Source organism: Pseudarthrobacter sulfonivorans, from assembly GCF_001484605.1.
GTDB classification, from domain to species: domain Bacteria; phylum Actinomycetota; class Actinomycetes; order Actinomycetales; family Micrococcaceae; genus Arthrobacter; species Arthrobacter sulfonivorans_A.
The window spans coordinates 1931266-1953181 of record NZ_CP013747.1; the positions used below are offsets into that span (position 1 = coordinate 1931266).

The 21916-nt window shown below is 65.7% G+C and carries 18 protein-coding genes, 1 tRNA gene and 1 pseudogene; 11 read left to right on the plus strand and 9 right to left on the minus strand.

Annotated elements, in window-relative coordinates; all coding sequences use genetic code 11:
- Positions 1-111 precede the first annotated feature (111 nt).
- A complete protein-coding gene (locus AU252_RS08545) occupies positions 112-2817 on the plus strand; it encodes a GH32 C-terminal domain-containing protein (protein ID WP_083510321.1) in 2706 nt (901 codons plus the stop codon).
- 141 nt (positions 2818-2958) lie between these two features.
- Here AU252_RS08545 and AU252_RS08550 read toward each other — a convergent pair whose 3' ends face one another.
- Positions 2959-3252 carry a putative quinol monooxygenase gene (locus AU252_RS08550; protein WP_058930343.1) on the minus strand — a complete coding sequence of 98 codons (294 nt, stop codon included), beginning with the start codon at positions 3250-3252 and terminating at the stop codon, positions 2959-2961.
- A gap of 79 nt (positions 3253-3331) precedes the next feature.
- Entirely contained in the window at positions 3332-4333 is a 1002-nt protein-coding gene (locus tag AU252_RS08555) for a LacI family DNA-binding transcriptional regulator (protein WP_058930344.1), read from the minus strand.
- Positions 4334-4497: 164 nt separating this feature from the next.
- Here AU252_RS08555 and AU252_RS08560 point away from each other — a divergent pair, with 164 nt between their 5' ends.
- From AU252_RS08560 to AU252_RS08575, 4 genes are all read left to right on the plus strand, one after another.
- Positions 4498-5610, plus strand: a complete 1113-nt coding sequence (locus AU252_RS08560) for a substrate-binding domain-containing protein (RefSeq protein WP_058930345.1) — start codon at positions 4498-4500, stop codon at positions 5608-5610.
- Positions 5611-5637: 27 nt separating this feature from the next.
- Positions 5638-6687, plus strand: coding sequence for an ABC transporter permease (locus AU252_RS08565; RefSeq protein WP_058930346.1), 1050 nt, complete (start codon positions 5638-5640; stop codon positions 6685-6687).
- A complete protein-coding gene (locus AU252_RS08570; RefSeq protein ID WP_058930347.1) occupies positions 6684-7478 on the plus strand; it encodes an ATP-binding cassette domain-containing protein in 795 nt (264 codons plus the stop codon). Before AU252_RS08565 ends, AU252_RS08570 begins: the two co-directional genes overlap by 4 nt.
- A gap of 101 nt (positions 7479-7579) precedes the next feature.
- Positions 7580-8572, plus strand: a complete 993-nt coding sequence (locus tag AU252_RS08575) for a carbohydrate kinase family protein (protein WP_058930348.1) — start codon at positions 7580-7582, stop codon at positions 8570-8572.
- A gap of 24 nt (positions 8573-8596) precedes the next feature.
- Here AU252_RS08575 and AU252_RS08580 read toward each other — a convergent pair whose 3' ends face one another.
- Positions 8597-9601: a LacI family DNA-binding transcriptional regulator gene (locus AU252_RS08580; protein WP_058930349.1), complete on the minus strand. Its 1005-nt coding sequence runs from the start codon at positions 9599-9601 to the stop codon at positions 8597-8599.
- Positions 9602-9607: 6 nt separating this feature from the next.
- Positions 9608-10191: pseudogene (locus AU252_RS08585) on the minus strand (HhH-GPD-type base excision DNA repair protein).
- Positions 10192-10799: 608 nt separating this feature from the next.
- Between AU252_RS08585 and AU252_RS08590 the strand changes: the two are divergent.
- Entirely contained in the window at positions 10800-11717 is a 918-nt protein-coding gene (locus tag AU252_RS08590; protein WP_240484353.1) for an ANTAR domain-containing protein, read from the plus strand.
- Positions 11718-11814: 97 nt separating this feature from the next.
- Here AU252_RS08590 and AU252_RS08595 read toward each other — a convergent pair.
- A tRNA-Lys gene (locus AU252_RS08595) sits at positions 11815-11887 on the minus strand.
- Positions 11888-12092: 205 nt separating this feature from the next.
- On the opposite strand from AU252_RS08595, the gene AU252_RS08600 reads away from it, so the two are divergent.
- From AU252_RS08600 to AU252_RS08610, 3 genes are all read left to right on the plus strand, one after another.
- Entirely contained in the window at positions 12093-12752 is a 660-nt protein-coding gene (locus AU252_RS08600; protein ID WP_058930351.1) for a hypothetical protein, read from the plus strand.
- 266 nt (positions 12753-13018) lie between these two features.
- Positions 13019-13636: a DUF47 domain-containing protein gene (locus AU252_RS08605; protein ID WP_058930352.1), complete on the plus strand. Its 618-nt coding sequence runs from the start codon at positions 13019-13021 to the stop codon at positions 13634-13636.
- A gap of 1 nt (position 13637) precedes the next feature.
- A complete protein-coding gene (locus tag AU252_RS08610) occupies positions 13638-14651 on the plus strand; it encodes an inorganic phosphate transporter (protein WP_058930353.1) in 1014 nt (337 codons plus the stop codon).
- Positions 14652-14823: 172 nt separating this feature from the next.
- Here AU252_RS08610 and pstB read toward each other — a convergent pair whose 3' ends face one another.
- The 4 genes from pstB to pstS all read right to left on the minus strand — a co-directional run bounded on the left by pstB (position 14824) and on the right by pstS (position 18952).
- Positions 14824-15603 (minus strand): phosphate ABC transporter ATP-binding protein PstB, encoded by a 780-nt coding sequence (gene pstB / locus AU252_RS08615; protein ID WP_058930354.1) that lies wholly within the window; start codon positions 15601-15603, stop codon positions 14824-14826.
- Between the two features lie 79 nt (positions 15604-15682).
- The gene (pstA, locus tag AU252_RS08620; RefSeq protein WP_058930355.1) at positions 15683-16795 is read right to left on the minus strand and encodes a phosphate ABC transporter permease PstA; all 1113 of its coding nucleotides are present in this window, start codon (positions 16793-16795) and stop codon (positions 15683-15685) included.
- Entirely contained in the window at positions 16796-17728 is a 933-nt protein-coding gene (pstC, locus tag AU252_RS08625) for a phosphate ABC transporter permease subunit PstC (RefSeq protein WP_058930356.1), read from the minus strand.
- A gap of 102 nt (positions 17729-17830) precedes the next feature.
- Complete coding sequence (gene pstS, locus AU252_RS08630) at positions 17831-18952, minus strand: phosphate ABC transporter substrate-binding protein PstS (RefSeq protein WP_058930357.1); 1122 nt, start codon at positions 18950-18952, stop codon at positions 17831-17833.
- 233 nt (positions 18953-19185) lie between these two features.
- Between pstS and AU252_RS08635 the strand changes: the two genes are divergently transcribed.
- The gene (locus tag AU252_RS08635; RefSeq protein ID WP_058930358.1) at positions 19186-20313 is read left to right on the plus strand and encodes an FUSC family protein; all 1128 of its coding nucleotides are present in this window, start codon (positions 19186-19188) and stop codon (positions 20311-20313) included.
- A gap of 198 nt (positions 20314-20511) precedes the next feature.
- Positions 20512-21885, plus strand: a complete 1374-nt coding sequence (gene radA / locus AU252_RS08640; RefSeq protein WP_058930359.1) for a DNA repair protein RadA — start codon at positions 20512-20514, stop codon at positions 21883-21885.
- Positions 21886-21916: the final 31 nt, after the last annotated feature.

Sequence of the window (21916 nt, forward strand, 5' to 3'; positions counted from 1 at the left end):
TCCAACGCCGCTTCGAACCGTTGACTTGTCTTGTGGACATCCCCTACCGTTCCTGTCACTGACAACGTTGTCTATCCACTAGGCACGCGCGATGAAGGGCAACCCCTATCCATGCAGATCAACAAATCCCGAACGCTCCTTACGTGTTCGGCACTCACCCTGGCTGGCCTCAGCCTCACGGCAACGCTCGCCGGTTCGGCCCCGGCCTGGGGCACGGCAGCACCGGCAACCACACCAGCCTCACGAACCGTTTCCGACGCTGACGCCGGCTCCGGAACGCCCGTCGGCGACGAACAGTACCGGCCGGCCTTCCATTACTCGCCGAAGCAGAACTGGATGAACGATCCCAACGGAATGGTCTTCCACAAGGGCGTCTACCACCTGTATTACCAGCACAACCCATCGGGAAATGCGTGGGGCAACATGTCCTGGGGGCATGCCACCTCCAAGGACCTGACGCACTGGACAGAGCAGCCGTTGGCCATCGCCACCGATGACCAGCAGGACATCTTCTCCGGCAGCGTGGTGGTGGACAAGGACAACACCACAGGGTTCGGAACCGCGGAGAACCCGCCGCTGGTGGCCGTCTTCACCAGCGCGTACAAGCCGGGCTCTCCCCACCAGGGACTGCAGGCCCAGTCGCTGGCCTACAGTCTGGACGACGGCCAGACCTGGACCAAGTACGACGCCAACCCGGTACTGAACCGCAACTCGGCAAACTTCCGCGACCCCAAGGTCTTTTGGTACAGCACCCCTGATGGCGGCGGCTACTGGGTGATGGCCGCCGTCGAGGCCACAGTCCACAAGGTCCTGCTGTACAAATCCGGGAACCTCAAGGACTGGACGCTCCTGAGCGAATTCGGACCGGCCAACGCCACAGGCGGACTCTGGGAGTGCCCGGACCTCTTCCCGCTGGCCGTTGACGGCGACCCCGCCAACATCAAGTGGGTCATGGTGGTCAACATCAACCCCGGCGGCGTCGCGGGCGGATCGGCCGGCCAGTACTTTGTTGGCGGCTTCGACGGCACCACCTTCACCTCCGAGACCACCAAAGCCGGCGATGCCCTCCCCGCCGGAGCCCCGCTCGCCGGCTTCAGCAACGGCACCTACGACGCCTGGACCGTGGCCAACGAACCCGGAAACTGGAAGAACGGCCCGTTCGCAGATGCTCCGGCCACCGGATCGCTCCCCGGACAAAACACGGTGAGCGGTTTTGCCGGGGCCGGGCTGATCAACTCCTTCAACGACGGCGACTGGCCCGTGGGCACCGCGGAATCGCCGCAGTTCACGGTCACCAGCGACTACCTGAATTTCCTGGTGGGCGGCGGCCAGCACCCCCGCGTCTCGGACAAGCTGGACAACACCCCGCCGGCCGGCGACCTCCTGTTCAACGGGTTCGAGGTTCCGGACGGAACGTCCATGGCCGACGCCGGCTGGACGGGTACCGCCGACCTGGCACCTTCGTTCCAGCCCGCCACATCCGGCGGTGACTTCTTCATCGGCGCCAAGCGGATCAATACGTTTGATACCGGCGGCGCACCGGGCGACGATAGGCAGGGAACCCTGAAATCGCCGTCGTTCACGCTCTCGCGGGACTTCATGAGCATGCTGGTGGGCGGCGGACACCGGGCCGCGGGCTCCGGCCAGCAGCTGGAGGTCCAGCTGCTGGTGGGCGGCAACGTTGTCCGCAGCCTGGCTGGCGACGACGCCGGCGCCCTGAACTGGAAGGGCTGGGACGTTTCCGAGTTCGCCGGACAGGAGGCCCAGCTGCGGATCGTGGACCAGGCAACCGGCGGCTGGGGCCACCTGACACTGGACCATGTGATGCTCACCGACCAGGCCGCGGTGCCGCGGTCCGACGAGACCACAGTGAACCTGGTGGTGGACGGCCAGGTGGTCCGGACGGCCACCGGCGCCAACAGCGAGGTCCTGGACTGGGCGTCCTGGAACACAGCCGAATTCAAGGGCCGGCAGGCAAGCATCAGGGTGGTGGACAACAACCGGTCCGGCTGGGGCCACATCCTGGCGGATGAGTTCGTGGCTTCGGAGGAGGCGGCCACACCGCGGATCCAGACCTACGACTGGCTGGACTACGGCCGGGACTACTATGCCTCCGTCTCCTTCGCCAACATGCCGCAGGACAAACGCGTCATGCTCGGCTGGATGAACAACTGGGACTACGCGCAGGCCATTCCCACCTCGCCCTGGCGCAGCGCCATGTCACTGCCCAGGGAAGTCGCGCTGACGCAGACTCCCGCCGGACCGCGGCTCACCCAGAAGGCCGTCAAGCAGGTGGATGACCTTGCCGCGAAGCCCAGCTACGCCGAAAAGCGCACCCGGGACATAGCCCCGGGCACCACTGCGCTGCCGGCGGCGGCCTGGGGCCAGGTCCAGCGGATCGACGTCACGCTCGCGCCGGGCACTGCTTCACGGGCTGGAATCACTGTGCTCGGGAACGGCAGCACCGCCACCAAAATCGGCTACGACCGGACCACCGGCGAGGTGTACGTGGACCGGCAGAACTCGGGAGACACCGGCTTCCACCCGTTGTTCACGTCGGTGGACTCTGCGCCCGTCACCCTGGACGCGGACGGCACGGTGACCCTGCGGGTGTATGTCGATAGGTCTTCCGTAGAGGTCTTCACCCAGGGCGGGCAGCGGACCATCACGGACCAGGTGTTCCCTGAAGCGGGGGCTAACCAGGTGGCGCTCTTCGCCGACGGCGGCACGGCGCAGCTGAAGTCAATCACCGTGACTCCGCTGGCGCAGTCGATGTTCAGCACGTTGACCAACCCGGTCAAGGAGCGCCAGAAGTAGGCTGAACCGCCCCGGAGCTACCCGTTCCGGGGTCTCTGGTGCACAGTCCCGGGCTTGTCCGCGGATCCCTGCCTTGAAGGTTAGGAATCGCGGACAAGCCTGGGACTTGGCGTTTGTGGCGGTGGCCTGAGGACCGGGTGGTCAGTGGACGGGCTGGAGCCAAGTCAGGATGGAGCCGTCCTCTTCGATCAGTTCCGCGAGCTCGCCGTTGAACCGTGCGCCGTAATCCGCGCTGATGTGCTCCTGGAAGGCGGCGTCGTCCTCGTAGACTTCGAACACGAAGTACTCGCGGGGATTCGTCTCCCGGGTGTAGGGCAGGAACAGCTGGTTTCCAGGCTCCTTTCTGACGTCGATAGTCAACTGGCGCATCATCTCCGCCACCCGGTCTTCGCTGCCGGGCTTGACGGTGAATTCGGCGTAGAGCGTTTTAGTCATGGTGGTCCCCTCTGGATTGCTTGGCTGGTGCTTTGGAGTTGCTGGTGGTCGGGTCTGCTGGTACTTGGGATTGCCGCGTTCAGCCTGCAGGCGGCGGGAGCTCTCCGGAACCGCGCTGGATGAGCTCGGACGGAACGACGTAGGTCTGTGGTGCGCTGCCGTCGCCGTCGATCCGGGCCAGCAGCCGCTCCGCGGCGAGCTTGCCGATCTGCTCCGGGTGCTGTGCGATGACGGTGATCCCGGGTTCCATCATGTCCGCCAGCGTGAAGTCGTCAAAGCCCACCAGTGCCACCCGGCGGCTGGCACCAAGTTCCTTCAGTGCGCGCATGACGCCAAACGTGATGAGGTTCTGGCTGGAAAAGATGGCCGTGGGCGGGTTCTCTGCCGTGAGGATCTCCAGGGCAGCCTGCCGGGCTGACTCCTCGTTGTGCAGTCCCTCCCGGACCGGAACAGCGGCCGTCGATTGCCCGGCCCGGCCCAGTTCCTCGATGAAGCCGCGGCGCCGTTCCCGGGCGGTCTGGATGTCCGGGCGGTCGCCCAGGTACGCCAGCTTCGTGTGGCCATGCCCTATGAGGTGGGCGGCCGCGCGCGCGGCGCCAACGGCGTTGTCCGTCACCACGGCGTCGGCCTCGACACCCACTGGCTCGCGGTCGATGAAGACCATGGGCAGGTCCCGGGAATGCTCCGGAATGGCGTAGGCCTGGCTCCGGGCGATGGGGGTCAGCACGAGGCCGTCCACGCGCCGTCCCAGGAAGGCGGCCACGAGCGACTTCTCGCGCTCGGGGTCGTCATCCAGGCTGGCCGCGAACACGGCGATGCCCCGCGGCGCCAGCGCGTCTTCCATCGCCCGGTGGATCTCGCTGCTGAACGGGTTGGCCACGCTGGGCAGAAGCAGCCCGATGGAGAGTGTCTGGCGGCCCGTGCGGCGGAGGCTTCCCGCCGCCATGTCCAGCTGGTAGTTGAGCTGCTGGGATGCCCCCAGCACCCTTTGACGGGTGGCCTCGGACACGCCCGGTTCGTCGTTCATTACCCTGGAGACGGTCTTGATGCCCACCCCGGCCAGCGCAGCGACATGGCGCATGGTGGGCCGATCCTTAGCCGGCGATGCTTGGTAACGATTAGACATCGTTGTCATGACTTAGTCCTTCATCATCGAATTTACCTTGACTATAGCGTGTGACGCTGATTACATGATGCCTGACATCGTTGTCAGGCACGGGATGTGCCACGAACACAGGAGATTCAATGTTGACTTCCAAGACCCCGCGCACCATCGCCCGCCGCCTGGTTGCCGTGGGCGCCGTCCTGACCCTCGGCACCCTGAGCCTCACGGCCTGCGGCGGAAACTCCCCCGCCACCTCCGGCACCGCCTCTGGTGAAAAAGTGGGCGTATCGCTGATCGTCAAGACCACGTCCAACCCGTTCTTCGTCGCCATGCAGGAAGGCGCCAAGAAGGCGGCGGAGGCAGACGGCGTTGACCTGAAGCTCGCCGCCGGCAAGGCAGACGGCGACGAGGACACCCAGATCCAGGCCATCGAAAACGCCATCTCCAAGGGCGACAAGGGCATCCTGATCACCCCCAACGGCCCGTCCGTGGTGGATGCCCTGAAGAAGGCCAAGGACGCCGGACTCTTTGTCATTGCCCTTGACACCCCGCCGGACCCCGCCGACGCCGCGGACATCACCTTCGCCACCGACAACTTCGCGGCCGGCGAGCTGATCGGCAAGTGGACCGCCGCGCAGCTTGGCGGCAAGAAGGCCACCATCGCCCTGCTGGATCTGTTTGACGACAAGGTTGTCTCCGTTGACTACAACCGCGACCAGGGCTTCCTGACCGGACTCGGCATCGACACCGCCGACAAGAAGAAGAACGGCGACGAAGCAAAGACCGGCAAGTACACCGGCGCCAAGGGCGGCGAGTACGAGATCGTCGGCAGCCAGGCCTCCCAGGGCGCCGAGGACGGTGGCCGTACCGGCATGGAGACCCTGCTGTCCAAGAACCCCAACATCAACGTTGTGTACACCATCAATGAGCCTGCAGCAGCGGGCGCTTATGAAGCCCTGAAGTCCGCCGGCAAAGAGAAGGACGTCCTGATTGTCTCGGTCGACGGCGGCTGCGCCGGCGTGGACGACGTCAAGTCCGGCGTCATCGGCGCAACCGCCCAGCAGTACCCGGTCAAGATGGCCGAAATGGGCGTCAAGGCAATCGTCGAACTGGCCAAGACGGGCAAGAAGCCTGCCAACACCGCGGGCCTGGACTTCTTCAACACCGGCGTTGAGCTGGTCACCGACAAGCCCGCAGACGGCGTCAAGAGCATCACCACGACTGAAGCCAGCAACATCTGCTGGGGCAAGTAAGAGGGCAGAACGATCTCAGGAGAAACCGTGACCCAGCAACAGACCGCCGGTCCGCCCGCCGCAGGGAAGCAGACCGACCTGGCCGAAGAATTCCTCGACCGCAGGACGCCGCTCAGCCGGATACGCAACATCCTGCACCGCTACCCCGCAGTCAGCCCCGCCCTCGTCCTTCTCATCGCCGTCGTCGTGTTCGGCCTGCTCAATGACAGGTTCCTGCGGGTTGAAAACCTCTCGCTGATTACCCAGCAGGTGTCCGTGGTGGGCACCCTGGCCATCGCCCAGACGCTCATCATCCTCACTGCCGGCATCGATCTGTCCGTCGGAGCCGTCATGATCCTCTCCTCAATGGTCGTCGCCCAGCTCGCTGTCAACAACGGACTGCCGGCACCCGTTGCGCTGCTCGCAGGCCTGGTCGTCGGACTCGCCGCCGGCGCCCTGAACGGGTTCCTGGTCACCAGGTTCCGCCTCCCCCCGTTCATCGTCACCCTGGGCACGCTCAACATCTTCATCGCGCTGACGCTGCTCTACTCCAACGGAGCGACAGTTCGCGGCTCGGCAATGCCGGACCTGCTGACCTGGACGGGAAGCACCTTCCCGGTGGGCCCTGTGCGGATCTCCACCGGCGTCGTCGTGATGCTGCTTCTCTACATCGCCATCGCGTTCATCCTGGGCAAAACCGCCTGGGGCCGGCACGTCTACGCCGTCGGCGATGACAAAGAAGCCGCCCGTCTGGCCGGCATCGCCGTGAACAAAGTCCTCATGAGCGTCTACCTCGCCGCCGGCGCCGTCCTGGCCATCGGCGCCTGGATCCAGATCGGCCGCACCAACGCGGCCAGCCCCAACGCCGGTGTGGACCTGAACCTCGACTCCATCACCGCCGTCGTGATCGGTGGGACCAGCCTCTTCGGCGGGCGCGGTTCGGTGTGGGGAACCCTCCTGGGCGCCCTGATCGTCGGAGTCTTCCGCAACGGACTCTCCCTTGCCGGCCTGGACGTGCTGTACCAGACCCTCGCCGTGGGCGTCCTTATCATCCTCGCTGTGTCCATCGACCAGTGGATCCGAAAGGTGAAGTCATGACCGCGTCCCAGCTGGAATCCGCCGGCACGGAACTCCGCCAGCCCATCCTGCAGGCCAGGAACCTCGTCAAGACCTTCGGCCGGGTGGTGGGGCTCGACGGCGTCAGCCTGGACCTCTACCCGGGCGAAGTCCTGGCGATCATCGGCGACAACGGGGCGGGAAAATCCACCCTGATCAAGTGCCTCACCGGGGCCGAGATTCCCGATTCCGGCGAGCTCTTTGTGTCCGGCCAACCGGTCCACTTCAAGCGCCCGCAGGACGCCCGCGTCCACGGCATCGAAACCGTCTACCAGAACCTGGCCGTATCCCCGGCCCTGGACGTCGCCTCCAACCTGTTCCTGGGCCGGGAGGAACGGCGTGCGGGACTCCTCGGGAGCGTGTTCCGGATGCTGGACACCAAAGGCATGCGCGTGAAGGCCAAACAGGAGCTGACCCGGCTCGGCATTTCCACGCTCCAGGACGTGACAGTGCCGGTGGAGAACCTCTCCGGCGGCCAGCGCCAGGCTGTCGCCGTGGCCCGCGCCGCGGCCTTCGGTTCAAAGGTTGTGGTGCTGGATGAGCCGACGGCGGCCCTGGGCGTCCGGGAGTCCAACCAGGTCCTGCAGTTGGTCAGGGATCTCCGGGACCGGGGACTGCCCGTCATCCTGATCAGCCACAACATGCCGCACGTGTTCGACGTGGCGGACCGGATCCACATCCAGCGCCTCGGCAAGTGCGCGGCCACCATCACGCCGCAGTCCCACACCATGACCGATGCAGTTGCGATCATGACCGGCGCAGCCACCGCCTGAACAACAGCTGTCCCTACGTCAGTCCGCAGACCAGATCACCGGTCCGCGGACTGACGTGGCTTGGACCACCCTCACCATCAGCTTCCCACGAGAGACAGACCATGGATTACCTCAAAACAGCCCGGCACGACGCTCACCAGACTCTTGACGTCATGGTCGTGGGCGAAGCGCTCGTTGACGTTGTCGCCTCACCCAACGGCCCCATCGAGCATCCGGGCGGCTCGCCGATGAACGTGGCCTACGGCCTCGGACGACTCGGCGTATCCACCGCCTTGCTGACGTCGCTGGGCGCAGACGCCCGCGGCGAGGCGATCGAGGCGCACCTGCGAAGCGCCGGCGTCGAACTGCTGCCGGGCTCAAAGTCCGCGGCGAGAACCGCGTCCGCCACGGCAACCCTCGCCGCGGACGGCTCCGCCTCATACGACTTCGACATCAGCTGGGAACTGCCGGCCGCCGCCCCTTCCCACCTGCCCAAAGTTCTGCACACGGGATCCATCGCCACGTTCCTGGCACCGGGCGCGACGGCGGTGCGGGCGCTTCTGGAACAGTCGCACCGCGAGTGCCTGGTCACCTACGATCCAAACATCAGGCCCGCATTGCTGGGCAGCCAGGCAGAGGCCGTGCGGATTTTCGAGGACCTGGTTCCGCTGACGGACGTGGTCAAGCTCAGCGATGAGGATGCCGCCTGGCTGTACCCGGGAGTCCGCCTCGAGGACGCGGCAGAACGGATCCTGCGGCTGGGCGCCGGACTGGCAGTGGTCACCCGCGGCGGAGAAGGTTCTTTGTTGGCGACGCCCGTCACCCAGCTTTTCATCCCCGCCATCCGGTCCACGGTGGCGGACACCATCGGCGCGGGTGATTCGTACATGGCGGCCCTGATCTTCGGCCTGCTGTCGCGCCGCACCGAAGGCTTGGGACAGGACGTCCTGACCACTATCGGGCGCATGGCGTCAAAGGCAGCCGCCATCACCGTCCGCCGGCCGGGCGCGAACCCGCCCACGGCCGACGAGCTGGCGGGCGACCTGCCGGAAACTGACCTGCCGGGGGCGCAGGTGAGCCAAGGAACGACGGCGACTGCCGCCGTCGCGGTCTGAAAAACCAATGTCCGACGGCAGCCCTCAGGGCGCTGAGTCCCGGATTTTTAGGACAAAGCCCGCCTCCGCGTGGACCCCGTCCACCCTCGCTTCCAGCCCGTCAATCCGGTCGATCAGCAACCCGATGGACCGCTCGGCAATCTCGTCCATGCCGGGCGCCACCGTGGTGAGGGACGGCGAGGAGAACCGTGCCTCGTCGATGTCGTCAAAGCCCACCACCGCAACGTCTCGGGGCACCTTCACGCCACGGACGAGCAGTTCGTGCATGGCTCCCAGGGCGAGGGCGTCGTTCAGGCCGAACACGCCATCAAACGGAACGCCGCGCTCCAGGAGGCCGGCGACGGCGGCTGCTCCCCCGTCGCGGCGCCATTCACCGGGTGCCACCAGGGCCGGGTCGAACGGGACGCCGGCGTCCTCCAATGCGCTCCGGTAACCATTGAGCCGCAGCCCGGCCGAGCCCGCTGACTCGCCAGGTTGGGCGCCGAGCACGGCAATACGACGGCGGCCCCCCGCCAGCAGGTGGGCGGTGAGGGCCTGGGCGGCGTCCTGGTTTCTCATGGTGACCAGGTCCAGCCGGGGACCCAGAATGTGCTCACCGAGCAACACCACCGGCTTGGTGCCGCGGTGGGAGACGACGGCATCGGCCCCCATGACCAGTGGCGTAAACAACAGGCCGTCGGTCAGCTGCCGCAACGGATCCTGCAGGGCACCGAGTTCGTTGGCCTCCAGGGCGCCGGACTGTTCCACAAGCACCCGGTAGCCGCGGCGCTCCGCCGTCGTCATCAGTCGGGAGGCCAGCTCCGCGTAGTACGGTGCGGCGAGGTCGGACAGCACCAGGCCCAGCATGTGGGTCTTCCCGGAGCGCAGGCTGCGGGCCGTCAGGTTCGCCTCGTAGCCCAGTTCGGCAATGGCGTCCTGGACCCGTTGCCTGGTGGCCGGCCGGATGAACTCGTAGTCGTTGAGCACGTTGGACACGGTCTTGAGCGAAACCCCGGCGGCGCGGGCCACATCGTTCATGGTCACTGCCATGAGTGGTCAGCCTTTGGCAGCCTTGGCCGCCGCCTTTGCTGCCTGCTTGCTGGCCCGCACCTTGGCGAGCGACTCCGGACTCACGATGTCGGCAACCGAAAGGAAGGCATCTTCCTGGCCGTAGTGGCCGGCGGCCTCGCGCCAGCCGGACGCGCTCAGCCCGCGCTGTTTGCCCAGGAGCGCAAGGAAAATCTTTGCCTTCTGCTCCCCGAATCCTGGCAGTGCCTGCAGGCGGCGGAGCACCTCCGGGCCGTCCGGGTCGCCTTTGGTCCAGATCAGCGTCGCGTCGCCGTCCCAGTCATGCTGCACCGTCTCGGCGAGCGCCTGGACACGTCCCGCCATCGAGCCGGGGAACCGGTGCACCGCGGGCCGTTCCTTGACACGTCGACGAATGCCTGAGGTTCGTACGCGGCAACCGCGGCCGGGGCGATGGACCCGATCCGGGCCCGGATCTTCTCCGGCCCGGCAAAGGCGGATTCCATGGTTACCTGCTGGTCCAGCAGCATGCCTGTCAGCAGCGCAAACGCGTCATCGGTCAGCAGTTGGTCGGCGGCCGGGTCGCCGGTGATATGCAGTTCCATGGCCCTCATCTTTCCACCTCCCGCGGCCGGCGTCATGACCTGGAGTTTTTGTCCACGTAATGGGACTTCGCCGTCGTTTTGCGCGCATTACCTGGACAAAAACTCGGGTCCGGACACGAAGTTGCCGCCCGGTACCGGACCGTCGAAACACCGAGTTCGCGGGTCAGTTCCAGGTGTTCGACGAAGGCGCCGAAAGTCCGTCGCCGGAGGGGTCCGACGCTGAACGCCGGCTCGATGGTGATCGTGCCGGCGGAGGAGGACTCATCAGCGCGGAGTTGAGTAGTTCTTCCGAAAAACCAAGTACTACCTAATTTTAAAAACAAGTACCGATTACGCGGTTGCCGGGGACCATGCCAGAACTACGTTCGACTAATGAGTTAAGACTCGCAAATCGCACTGGTTTGGATGTCTCACTAGGGGGTTGTGGGAAGGATGAATACACGACTCGGCAGCCGCGTTTTCCCGCTCCAAGGGGTCCGGGAAGTAAGCGGGGCCGGCGACGAGGAGGTCTTAGAGACCAAGGCCTCTCCCCCAGCCGTCGCCGGCCCTTTGTCCTCCACGCTTCACATTCATCCAACGCTTCCAATCAGTTCCTGGTGTCCCGGCGGGAGGCGGACGTGAAGTATTCCCGATCCGAGGCTTCCCAGGCACACGCGTCGGCGGGCAGGAGACCAGCGCCCGCTCATCCGGCCCAACACACCACCCAGCATGCAGCCCCGCATCCGGGGCCGGCGGCAATCCCGGACCGCAGGCCCATCCCGGCGCAGGGCGATCGTCCTGGTGCGGAACCGGCAGCCAAGGCGTTCACCATCGGGATGGTCGGCGCCGACGGGCTTATCCCCGACTTGGTCACCGGCTCGAAGGACCTGTCTGACTCCCTGGAGATCCTGGCCCGCCTGGGAGCGGCCACGCTGAGCCGGATCGCCGGCGTTCCCATCGAATGCGCCCTGGTCCTGAGCCGGGCCAAACGCTCCAGAGCCACCGCTGGAACCGGCACGCGGACCGCGACGTTGGCCCGGCTGGAAAAGGAGGTCGGCGAAGGCCCCCTGACCGAAGCCCTCACCGGCACAGGGACCGCGGCCATGAACCACGTGGCCTCCGACTTCCGCTGGGGACGCTACAGGCCGCACCTGCAGGACGCCGGGTTCGACAGCGTCCTGGGCCTGCGGCTTTCCCTGGATGAGGGCATCGAGGCCGCCCTCGCCTTCTTCGCAGCCAGCCCCCAGGCGTTCCCGCTGCACGTCATCGCCGAGGCCCGCAGTTTCACTGACCTCGCGTCCCGCGGCCTCAGGCTGGCCCTTGAGTTGGAGTCGGCCAGCACCAGGGCGTCGGACCTGCAGTCAGCCTTGGAAAGCCGGACGTCCATCGACATTGCCTGCGGCGTCATCATGGCGCAGAACAGGTGCTCCTACAACGACGCAATTGCCATCATCGCCAAGGCATCCAGCCACCGGAACATCAAGCTCCGCAAGGTGGCTGAGGGCATCCTGGCGAACCTGCCAGGCGGAGCACCGGACACGCATTTCGAGCATTAAGCTTCCTCAGGTCATCCACGTTGGCCACCGCCAATGCCCGTGCTGGGTGTACACGAAAGAAGACCAGAGACGAAGTGTCTCTGGTCTTCCGCGTGGGTGGGCCCTGTGGGGATCGAACCCACGACCCACGGATTAAAAGTCCGATGCTCTACCAACTGAGCTAAAGGCCCCAGCCGACGGTCAAACAACCGATCAGCCCAGTCCATTTCTGGACGTAAAATACTTTACCCCACACACGGGGCGGCTTTGGCACGCAGGTTGTCCGCCGCCGTCGTATGTTCCGAATTCCGCACAGCGTCACCGGCGCCGGCAAGGTCCATCCCGGCTGCAAACAGTACTCGATTTCCCGCGCGGCACAGGAGTAGCGTGGGGGGCATGAGCGAACAAGCAGGACCCAGTCACTACGGCGGAGCCAACCGGCATCACAAGCCCAAGCCGTTCGCCCCCATCGACTTTGAGCCGTTCGCAGGCGGCCCCGATCCTGCGCGCGTCTCCGAGGCCGCCCACCTCGCCGCCCAGGCACTGGTGCGCCACGGACGCGACAGCGACGATCCCGTCATCACCGAACGCCTGGTCAAGCTGACCGACGAGCAGGGCCTGGAGGCCATCGCGGAGATGTGGGCGGAAAGCCCGGCGCGTTCACTGCCCGGCGCCCTCTGGCGGCTGTACGCCCTGCGCGCCGCCACCGTCCAGGACCCCGAACGGATCTCCGTGTACTTCCGGGCAGGCAAGGACACCGCGCAGGTTTCCAACGTGGTGGCCGGCGCCGCTGAACCGCCGGGAGCCGAGGAAATGCGAACCATGGCTGACGCCATTCTCTCCGGAGCGTTCGACGGCGAGTTCGACGTCGCGCTGGAACGTTCCGCCGCGTTCTGCCGCGTGGTGGCGCTCGGCCAGGCGACGATCGCCGACGGTGCCGAGCACGGCAACGAGGCCCACGCAAGCAAGCTCACGCGCAACTCGCACCAGCTCGTGAAGACGGCCGAGGACCTTGAACATGCGGCAAATGCCTGGCGCCTGGGCGAGCTCGACTGAACCACCGGCGCCGATCTGTCAATGTTGACTTGGGCCAAGCAACGTAGAACACTGAAACTGGTGTCGAGCCGCGAAACCCCCGGGCTTCAACAATTAGCCGCCTAGAGCGGCCTACCGCCGAGAGGCGTATCCGGTTCGGCACCATTTTTCTGCCTGTTTACAGGCTGAAGGCACGGGCCGGTAGAATCTACACAGCTGCTGGCCTGCGTCAAGTCACAAGTGGGCGGCCCCCGACCCCAGTACATCCCCGGAGACCGGTACCCAACGTGAAGCTGCGCCTTTTTCCCCAGGAGCCCGCAGGGCTGACCCTGCTAGCCCAGATGGCCCAGCAAATCGTGCTTGCCAGCGCCACCATGGCCGAAATCCTGGGCGTACCCGCCACTGAGCACGCCAAACTCGTGGACGACATGCACAACCACGAAGCAAAGTCCGCCGAACTGCACTTTGCCTTGCTCACCCACATGCGCACAAGCTTTGTGAACCCGCTCCCCCGCGAAGACATGTACGCACTGTCCCGCTACCTCAACGAAGCCCTCGAGAAACTGGATGGCGCCGCGGAACTGGTGTCGCTGTACAAGCTGGACCGCCTGCCGCGGCGGGCCGCAGACCAGCTCGAGATCATCAGCCGGCAAGCCGAACTCACCGTCGATGCCATGCGCCGGCTCGACAACCTCGACGACCTCGAGGACTACTGGATCGAGATCCTGCGGCTGGCCAAACGCGCGGAACGGACCCACCGGGTCTGGGTGGCGGACATGATCCGGGAGATGAAGTGGGCGCAGTATTCCCGTAACCGCGACGTCGCCAACCAGCTGGTGGAAGTCACCAAGGACATGCGGCGCATCGCCACCCAGGTAGGCAGCATCATCGTCAAGGAATCCTGACGTGACAGCAGTCATTTTCGGCGTTGTGGTTCTGTTGACCGCAGCGTTTGCCTTCCTCAACGGCTTCAGGGATGCCTCCACCTCCGTGGCGCTGGCCGTCCGCACCAGGGCGCTCACGCCCAGTGTGGCCGTGCTGCTGGCCGCCTTTTTCAACTTCGTGGGCGCCCTGGTCAGCGCCACCGCAGTGGTTGCCGTCAGCCACACCTGGATCCACCTGCCGGATGGCGAAAGCGGGCTCAGCATCCTGGTGGCAGCCCTGGCCAGTGCCTGCGTCTGGGGCCTGCTGATGTGGTGGCGCGGCATCCCCGCGTCCTCCACGCACGCCCTGGTGGGCGGGCTCGCCGGGGCCGGGCTCGCCAGCCTCGCCGTGGGCGGGGTGGGAGTGGGAGGAGTTAACCATTCCCTGCTGCTCCAGGTGGTCCTGCCGCTGCTGCTCTCGCCTGCCGTTGCCTACGTTGGCGCATACCTGCTGGTTTTCCCGGTGACCTGGGCAGCCCGGTATGCCCAGCCCAACGTCGTCAACCAGCGCTTCCGCCGCAGCCAGGCCGTCGCGGCCGGTGCCGTGGCGTTCGGCCATGGCCTGCAGGACGGCCAGCGGGTGGGCGCCGTGCTGCTGCTTGCCCTGCTCGCGGCGGGCTATTCCGACGGCGAGAGCATCCCCCTGTGGGTTGCGCTTGTCTCCGCCGTGATGATCACGGCCGGAACACTCTTTGGCGGCTGGCGGATCTCCCACACCCTCGGCTACAAGATCACCCGGGTGGATCCCCTGCGGGGCTCCGTGGCCCAGACCTTCAGCGCCGCCATGCTCTTTCTCGGGGCGATCGCACTTCAGTGGCCCCTCTCCACTACCCACACTGTGACCGCGTCTGTGCTGGGGGCCGGCGAGAACCAGCAATTCTCGGTCACCAACCGGAAACTGGTCATGCAGATCCTGGCCCTGTGGGTCCTGACGCCCGCGGCAGCCGCGGCCGGAGCCTTCGTGCTGGCCCTGGCGATGTCACCTTTCGCGGGCTGAGCTCAAGCCTTAAACGCCGCATCGACTGTCCCCACCGGCTCCCTTGCCTCGCAAGCTCGGCCAGGGCACCCTGCCGGCGTGGGCCCACCCCGCCCTTCTGAGCTGTCAAAAGGGCGCTGCCGGAGCAATCGATGCGTATTTGTGGCTGGGAGCCGGCGGGAGCGGCTGGGGACTATCCGAAGCGGCCGGAGACGTAGTCCTCGGTGGCCTTCACGTTGGGGTTGTTGAAGATGGTCTGGGTGTTCCCGTATTCGATCAGCTTGCCCGGCTTGCCGGTACCGGCGATGTTGAAGAACGCCGTCTTTTCCGAAACGCGGGCGGCCTGCTGCATGTTGTGGGTCACGATCACCACGGTGTACTGGTCCTTGAGATCGTTGATAAGGTCCTCGATGGCCAGCGTGGAGATCGGGTCCAGCGCGGAGCACGGCTCGTCCATGAGGATCACCTGCGGTTCCACCGCAATGGCACGGGCGATGCAGAGGCGCTGCTGCTGGCCGCCTGACAGGCCGGATCCGGGCTTCTCCAAGCGGTCCTTGACCTCGTTCCAGAGGTTGGCGCTCTGCAGGGACCTCTCCACGAGGACGTCGGCCTCGCCCTTGGAGATCTTCTTGTTGTTCAGCTTGACGCCGGCCAGCACGTTGTCGCGGATGGACATCGTGGGGAACGGGTTGGGCCGCTGGAAGACCATGCCGATCTGCGAACGCACCGTCACGGGGTCCACGCCGGGGCCGTAGAGGTTGTCGCCGTCCATCAGGACTTCGCCTTCGACGCGGGCGCCGGGCAGAACCTCGTGCATGCGGTTCAGGGTGCGCAGGAACGTGGACTTGCCACAGCCTGAGGGACCGATGAAGGCCGTTACGGACTTGGCCTCGATGTTGATGCTGACATCCTCCACGGCCAGAAAATCGCCGTAGTACACGTTCAGGTCTTTGACGTCGATGCGCTTAGACATGGTGTTCCTTCACTTGCTGGGGTACGGATTGAAGTCTATGGTTTGGCCGCGAGGACCGGAATGGCCTGCTGAAAAAATTTCACCGACCGGTCTTGGGGGCAAAGGCCCTGGCGATCAGCCGGGCGCCAAGGTTCAGCACCATTACCAGGATGATCAGCACCAGGGCGGCGCCCCAGGCCCGCTGCGAGGACGGGTCCGGGTTGGCCGGCGAGGTGGGGTTCAGGATCTGGGTGTAGATGAACGTGGGTAGCGAGGCCATCCAGCCGCCGAACACGTTGTTGTTGATGCTGGTGGCAAACCCGGCGGTGACCAGGATGGGCGCAGTCTCACCGATAACGCGGGCGATCGCCAAAGTGACGCCGGACGCGATGCCGGAGATCGCCGTCGGGATAACCACCTTGAGGATGGTGCGCCACTTACGCACACCCAACGCGTAGGCCGCTTCGCGCAGTTCGTTGGGGACGATCTTGAGCATTTCCTCGCTGGAACGCACCACTACAGGAATCATCAGGACCGAAAGCGCGACGGCGGCGACGGCACCGGTTTTGGTGCCGGGACCCACCACGGCGAAGAAGAACGCTGCGGCGAACAGGCCGGCCACGATGGACGGGATGCCGGTCATAACGTCCACAAAGAACGTGATGGCGCGGGCCAAACGGCCGTCATTGCCGTACTCCACCAGGTAAATGGCGCTCAGCAGTCCGACGGGCACGGAGATCACGGTGGCTACCAGCGTGATCTGGATGGTACCCAACAGGGCGTGGTAGATGCCACCGATAACGGGGGCGCCCTCTTCAACGGCCTTATTGTCGTAGACGCCCGTGACGCCGTTCATGGAGCTGGTGAGGAAGCCCGGGGCGATGACGCCGGGAACTCCGTTGACCAACACCGTCCAGATCACGGAGACCAGCGGGAGCAGCGCGACCAGGAACGAGCCGACCACCAGGCAGGTGGCCAGCTTGTCCTTGGCTTTGCGGGAGCCTTCCACCGCGGCGCTCCAGCCCACCAGGCCGGCAGTGAAGATGATGGCCGAAACGATGCCCCAGCCAAAGGCATTGAACCCGATCAGTGCCAGGATTGCCGCGCCCACGATGAGCGCGAGTCCCAGGACAACGTACGGCGCGTACTTGGGTAGCTGGCCTTTGGTGAGGGCTGAACGCTTACTGCGCACGGGGGTAAGAGTGGAGGACATTTAGTTGGCTCCCGAGAATTCTTTGTGCCGGGTGATGATCCAGCGGGCGATCATGTTGACTCCCAGGGTGATCACAAAAAGGACCAGGCCGGCAGCGATCAGCGTGCTGACTTTGAGGCCACTGGCTTCGGGAAAGTTCAGGGCGATCTCCGCGGCGATGGTCTGGTTGCCGGACGTGATCAGGCTGGCTGTCAGGGCACCGGAGGAGAGGACCAGGGCAACTGCCATGGTCTCGCCCAGCGCACGGCCCAGGCCCAGCATGACGGCGCTGATGATGCCCGGCCGGGCGAACGGCAGGACCGACATTTTGATCATTTCCCAGCGCGTGGCGCCGAGAGCCAGGGCGGCTTCCTCATGGAGCTTGGGCGTCTGCAGGAAGATTTCGCGGCTCAGGGACGTGATGATCGGCAGGACCATCACCGAGAGCACAATGCCCGCGGTCAGGATGGTTTTGCCGGTGGCAGAGGCGGGACCTTGGAAGATGGGCAGCCAGCCCATGTTCTCGGCCAGCCAGTTGTAGGCGGGGGAGATTTCCTTGGCGAGGAACGCCGCGCCCCAGGCACCGTAAATCACCGACGGGATGGCGGCCAGGAGGTCCACCACGTAGCCAAGGCCCGACGCGAGTCCGCGCGGGGCGAAGTGAGAGATGAACAGGGCCACGCCGATGGCGATGGGTGTCGCGATCACCAGGGCAATGGTGGCCGCAATGAGGGTGCCAATAACGATCGGCCAGATGTAGGCGAAGAAGCCTTCGCCGCCCTGGATCTCGGCGGCCGGGGCGGTGAGCGCCGGAATGGCCTGGACGACAAGGAAGAGTGCCACGCCGAACAAGACGGCGAGGATGAGGCACCCGGCGGTCAGGGCGGCGCCGGAAAAGATCTTATCCCCGGCGCGGCCTGCGCCCTGGGAACTACTCAGGGGGGTGGCGGTCATTCCAGACCCTTCGGTTGTGGGCGGTGCCTAAATCGAGCTTACAAGCCAAAGTTCCCCGCCCCGCCTTTCGGCGTGGCGGGGAACATGGTTCAGGGACAGGTACTAGGACTTGACCTTGATGGATTCGATGGCCTTGACGGCCTTCTCGGCCAGGGCCGAAGACAGCGGGGCGGACTTGGCAGAATCGGCGGCGGCCTGCTGGCCTTCCTTGGAAACTACATAGTTCTCGAAGGCCTTGACCAGGTCAACGGTCTCCTGCTTGTCATAGGTGGCGCAGACAACGTGGAAGGAGACCAGGACGATCGGGTATGCGCCTTCAATTGTGGTCTTGCGGTCCAGCTTGATGGACAGGTCGTTGGCGGTGCGGCCTTCAACGGGCTTGCCTGCATCAACAGCCTTTGCGGCTGCGTCAGCGGAGATCTTGGTGAAGGACTCGCCAACCTTGATCTGAGCAACGCCGAGCTTGCCGCTGACTGCGGAATCATCTGCGTAAGTCACTGCGCCGGGGGTATCGGTGACGGTCTTGACAACACCGGAGGTTCCCTTGGCGTTCTCGCCCTGCAGGCTTGCAGGCCAAACGCCGGAAGCCTTGTCGCTCCAAACATCCGCAGCAGCAGCCGCAAGGTACTCGGTGAAGTTGGTGGTGGTACCGGAATCGTCAGAGCGGTTCACGGGAGTGACCTTCAGGTCCGGGAGGGAGACTCCCGGGTTCAGGGCGGCGATCGCCGGATCGTTCCAGTTGGCGATCTCGCCGCGGAAGATCTCGGCCACGGTGGCGGCGTCAAGCTTCAGCTCGGTGATGCCCGGGAGGTTGAAGGCAACCGCGATCGGGGAAATGTAGACCGGGATGTTGATGGCGCCGTCAGGGCCACAGACGGTCTTGGAGGATGCGAACTCTTCGTCCTTCAGGTAGGCATCCGAGCCGCCGAACTGGGCTGACCCGTCCACGAGCGCCTTGCGGCCAGCGCCGGAGCCATCCGGGGAGTACTGCACGGTGGCGCCGGGGTTGGCGGCGGCGAAGCTGGTCTTCCAGGCGTCCATCGCTGCGCCCTGCGCGGAAGAGCCGATGCCGGTCAGCGTGCCGGTGACCTTGGGGCCGGCAGAAGTCTGGTTGCCTGCAGGCGTGTTGCCAGTGGCGTTATCTGAACCGCAGGCGGTGAGCGCGAGTGCGCCGGCTGCGATTACAGCGATAGCCGCGTGGCGGCCGAAACGGAGTGCCTTCACTAGATGTACCCCTTCCAGGGATATTCAGCGGCGGCAGGACCGGAGACGCCCTGCAGCGCGATGCGTACGTTTTGTACCTTCAACGAATCTATGGGCCGCAGGTAACGGGATGGGCGGCCACAGATGAACAGGAGATTAACGACGGCAGCATATTGGCTTACAACTGCAGCGTCACCATTGCGCACGTCACACTTTCGGGCGTAGGTGCCGGGCCGGCAAATAGACTTGAGGGCATGGCCGCAGCAACAGGATTCTCAGCAAGCAGGCGTTTCCTGCGCGGACGCATCCGGACCGGCCTGGTCCGGAGCCGGAATTCCCTGGTCCCCGCCGTCCAGATGACGGCGTGCGCGGTGGGGGCGTATGCCTTCGCCGAGTACGTCCTGGGGCACTCCGGACCCCTCTTTGCGGCCACATCGTCACTGATCGCGTTGGGCTTCTCGCGTGACCCGCGGCTGCGCCGGGTGATGGAGGTGGGCCTCGGCTGCACCATCGGGATCGCCGTCGGTGATCTGCTGCTGCACTGGCTGGGCAGCGGAATCTGGCAGGCCGCCGTCGTACTTCTGTTCTCCATCCTGCTGGCCCGTTTCTTGGACAGCGGCAACATCTTCACCACGCAGCTGGGGCTGCAATCCTTGCTGGTGGTGCTGCTGCCGGCGCCGGACGGCGGGCCTTTCACGCGCAGCCTGGACGCCGTGGTGGGTGGCCTTTTCGCCCTCCTGGTGACCATCCTGATTCCGAAGGATCCACGCCGGGAGCCCCGCAAGGATGTCCGGAAGCTGCTCCACGAACTGGCCGAAGTGCTGCGGGAATGTGCCGCCGCCCTGACCGAAAGCGACTCCACGCAGGCCTGGCACGCGCTGATCCGCGGCCGGAACTGCCAGCCGCTCGTGGACGCGATGCGCCATTCCCTGCGCGCTTCCGGTGAAGTGGCCACGCTCGCGCCGGCCCACCGCCGGCACCGCGACGAGCTGGACCGGCTTGAGAATTCCCTTGACTTCATCGACCTTGCGCTCAGGAACAGCCGCGTCTTCGCCCGCCGGCTGACCAGCGCCATCAACCACGCCGCGCTTTCAGACAACGCCACCGCGAACATTGCCGACGTGCTCCAGGAAACCGCGGCCGCGATTGATGAACTGTCGCTCGGCCTGGCGGAAACGCACGACGGCGTGCGCCGCGCCCATCTTCGGACGGCCCGGCAGGACTTCAGCGAGATCGCGCTGCGGCTGCACCCCAAATTGCTGGAGGTCGAGCGGCTTGAGGGTGAGACTGTGGTGATGCTGTTCCGGCCGCTCATGGTGGACCTCCTGGAGGCCACCGGCATGGATGCGCGCGAGGCCCGGGACGTGCTGCCGGGGTTGTAGCGCTGTCGCCCAGATGGCACTTCGCGCCAGTCCCGAGGCCTGACATCGGCATGTGCTGTCATCTCGCGGGTCTTGAGCGTTCCTGCGCGTTCCCCGGCCATCACCCGGTGGTGGCTGCCCTCCAAATAGGTCACCCCCCGCGCTGCGTGCTGCCCTCTCGGGCCAATACTGTCGGTGCCCGCCAGTAGGGTGGACCCCATGGCAACAAAGACTTCCCGGGCGTCCAAAGCGCCGGCTTACAAGTGCGCCGAATGCGGCTGGACCACGGTCAAGTGGGTGGGGCGCTGTGGCGAGTGCCAGGCGTGGGGCACGGTTGAGGAAACCGGCGCCGCTGTAGCGCGTACGACGGCGGCAACCACAGTTCTGGAGCCGGCCCGCCGGATTGCCGAGGTGGATGCCACCACGGCGGCTTTCCTGCCTACCGGCGTGGACGAACTGGACCGCGTGCTGGGCGGTGGCCTGGTCCCGGGCGCGGTCATCCTGCTGGCCGGAGAACCCGGCGTGGGCAAGTCCACGCTGCTGCTGGACGTCGCGGCCAAGTTTGCCCGCACGGCGCAGGACGTCCTGTATGTCACGGGCGAGGAGTCCGCCGCGCAGGTGAAGCTGCGCGCCGAACGGATCGACGCCGTCGCCGATTCCCTATATCTGTCAGCGGAAACGGACCTGGGGCAGGCACTGGGGCAGGTGGAGAAAATCGAGCCGCGGCTGCTGATTGTGGACTCGGTCCAGACGCTCAGCAGCGCCGACGTGGACGGAAGCGCCGGCGGCGTCTCGCAGGTGCGTGAGGTTGCCGCTTCCATCATCGCGGCTGCCAAGCGCCGGAACATGACCACTTTGCTGGTGGGACACGTGACGAAGGATGGGTCCATCGCGGGGCCGCGGCTGCTCGAACACCTCGTGGATGTGGTGTGCCAGTTCGAAGGCGAGCGGCATTCCCGGCTCCGGATGCTGCGCGCGGTGAAAAACCGGTACGGGCCCACGGACGACGTCGGCTGTTTTGACCTGAATGAGAACGGCATCGAAGGGCTCACGGACCCCAGCGGGCTGTTTGTCAGCCGCACGAAGGAGCCGGTCTCCGGTACCTGCATCACTGTGACCATGGAAGGGCGGCGGCCGCTGCTTGCCGAGGTGCAATCGCTGCTTGCCGAAAGCGCCAACTCGCAGCCCCGCCGGGCCACGAGCGGCCTGGACAGTTCACGGGTGTCCATGCTCCTGGCAGTGCTGCAGCAGCGTGCCGGCTGCCTGCTGCACAAGGACGATTCCTACGTGGCAACGGTGGGTGGCGTAAAGCTCAGCGAACCCGCCACCGACCTGGCTGTTGCTTTGGCCGTCGCGTCCGCGAAGGCCCGCAAACCCCTGCCCATCCGGCTGATTGCGTTCGGCGAGGTGGGCTTGGCGGGCGAGGTCCGGCCCGTGCCCGGCATCAACCAGCGCATCCAGGAAGCACACCGCCTGGGCTTCACCCACGCCGTGGTTCCGGCCAGCCACAACGGGCCCGGCCCTGTGCCGGCGGGCTTCTCCGTCCGGGAAGTGGAGCACCTCACGGAGGCGTTGAGCCTGCTGATCGGGTAGGGCGCAGGTGCAGGAGGCAACTGTTTACCTG

What these genes read in the sequence shown, in the direction of transcription:
- AU252_RS08575 (WP_058930348.1), top strand. Translation starts at nt 7,580, where the DNA reads ATGGATTACCTCAAAACAGCCCGGCACGACGCTCACCAGACTCTTGAC.
- AU252_RS08555 (WP_058930344.1), bottom strand. Translation starts at nt 4,333, where the DNA reads ATGCGCCATGTCGCTGCGCTGGCCGGGGTGGGCATCAAGACCGTCTCC.
- pstB (WP_058930354.1), bottom strand. Translation starts at nt 15,603, where the DNA reads ATGTCTAAGCGCATCGACGTCAAAGACCTGAACGTGTACTACGGCGAT.
- pstA (WP_058930355.1), bottom strand. Translation starts at nt 16,795, where the DNA reads ATGTCCTCCACTCTTACCCCCGTGCGCAGTAAGCGTTCAGCCCTCACC.
- AU252_RS08580 (WP_058930349.1), bottom strand. Translation starts at nt 9,601, where the DNA reads ATGGCAGTGACCATGAACGATGTGGCCCGCGCCGCCGGGGTTTCGCTC.
- AU252_RS08570 (WP_058930347.1), top strand. Translation starts at nt 6,684, where the DNA reads ATGACCGCGTCCCAGCTGGAATCCGCCGGCACGGAACTCCGCCAGCCC.
- AU252_RS08635 (WP_058930358.1), top strand. Translation starts at nt 19,186, where the DNA reads ATGGCCGCAGCAACAGGATTCTCAGCAAGCAGGCGTTTCCTGCGCGGA.
- AU252_RS08600 (WP_058930351.1), top strand. Translation starts at nt 12,093, where the DNA reads ATGAGCGAACAAGCAGGACCCAGTCACTACGGCGGAGCCAACCGGCAT.
- radA (WP_058930359.1), top strand. Translation starts at nt 20,512, where the DNA reads ATGGCAACAAAGACTTCCCGGGCGTCCAAAGCGCCGGCTTACAAGTGC.
- AU252_RS08545 (WP_083510321.1), top strand. Translation starts at nt 112, where the DNA reads ATGCAGATCAACAAATCCCGAACGCTCCTTACGTGTTCGGCACTCACC.
- AU252_RS08560 (WP_058930345.1), top strand. Translation starts at nt 4,498, where the DNA reads ATGTTGACTTCCAAGACCCCGCGCACCATCGCCCGCCGCCTGGTTGCC.
- AU252_RS08550 (WP_058930343.1), bottom strand. Translation starts at nt 3,252, where the DNA reads ATGACTAAAACGCTCTACGCCGAATTCACCGTCAAGCCCGGCAGCGAA.
- pstC (WP_058930356.1), bottom strand. Translation starts at nt 17,728, where the DNA reads ATGACCGCCACCCCCCTGAGTAGTTCCCAGGGCGCAGGCCGCGCCGGG.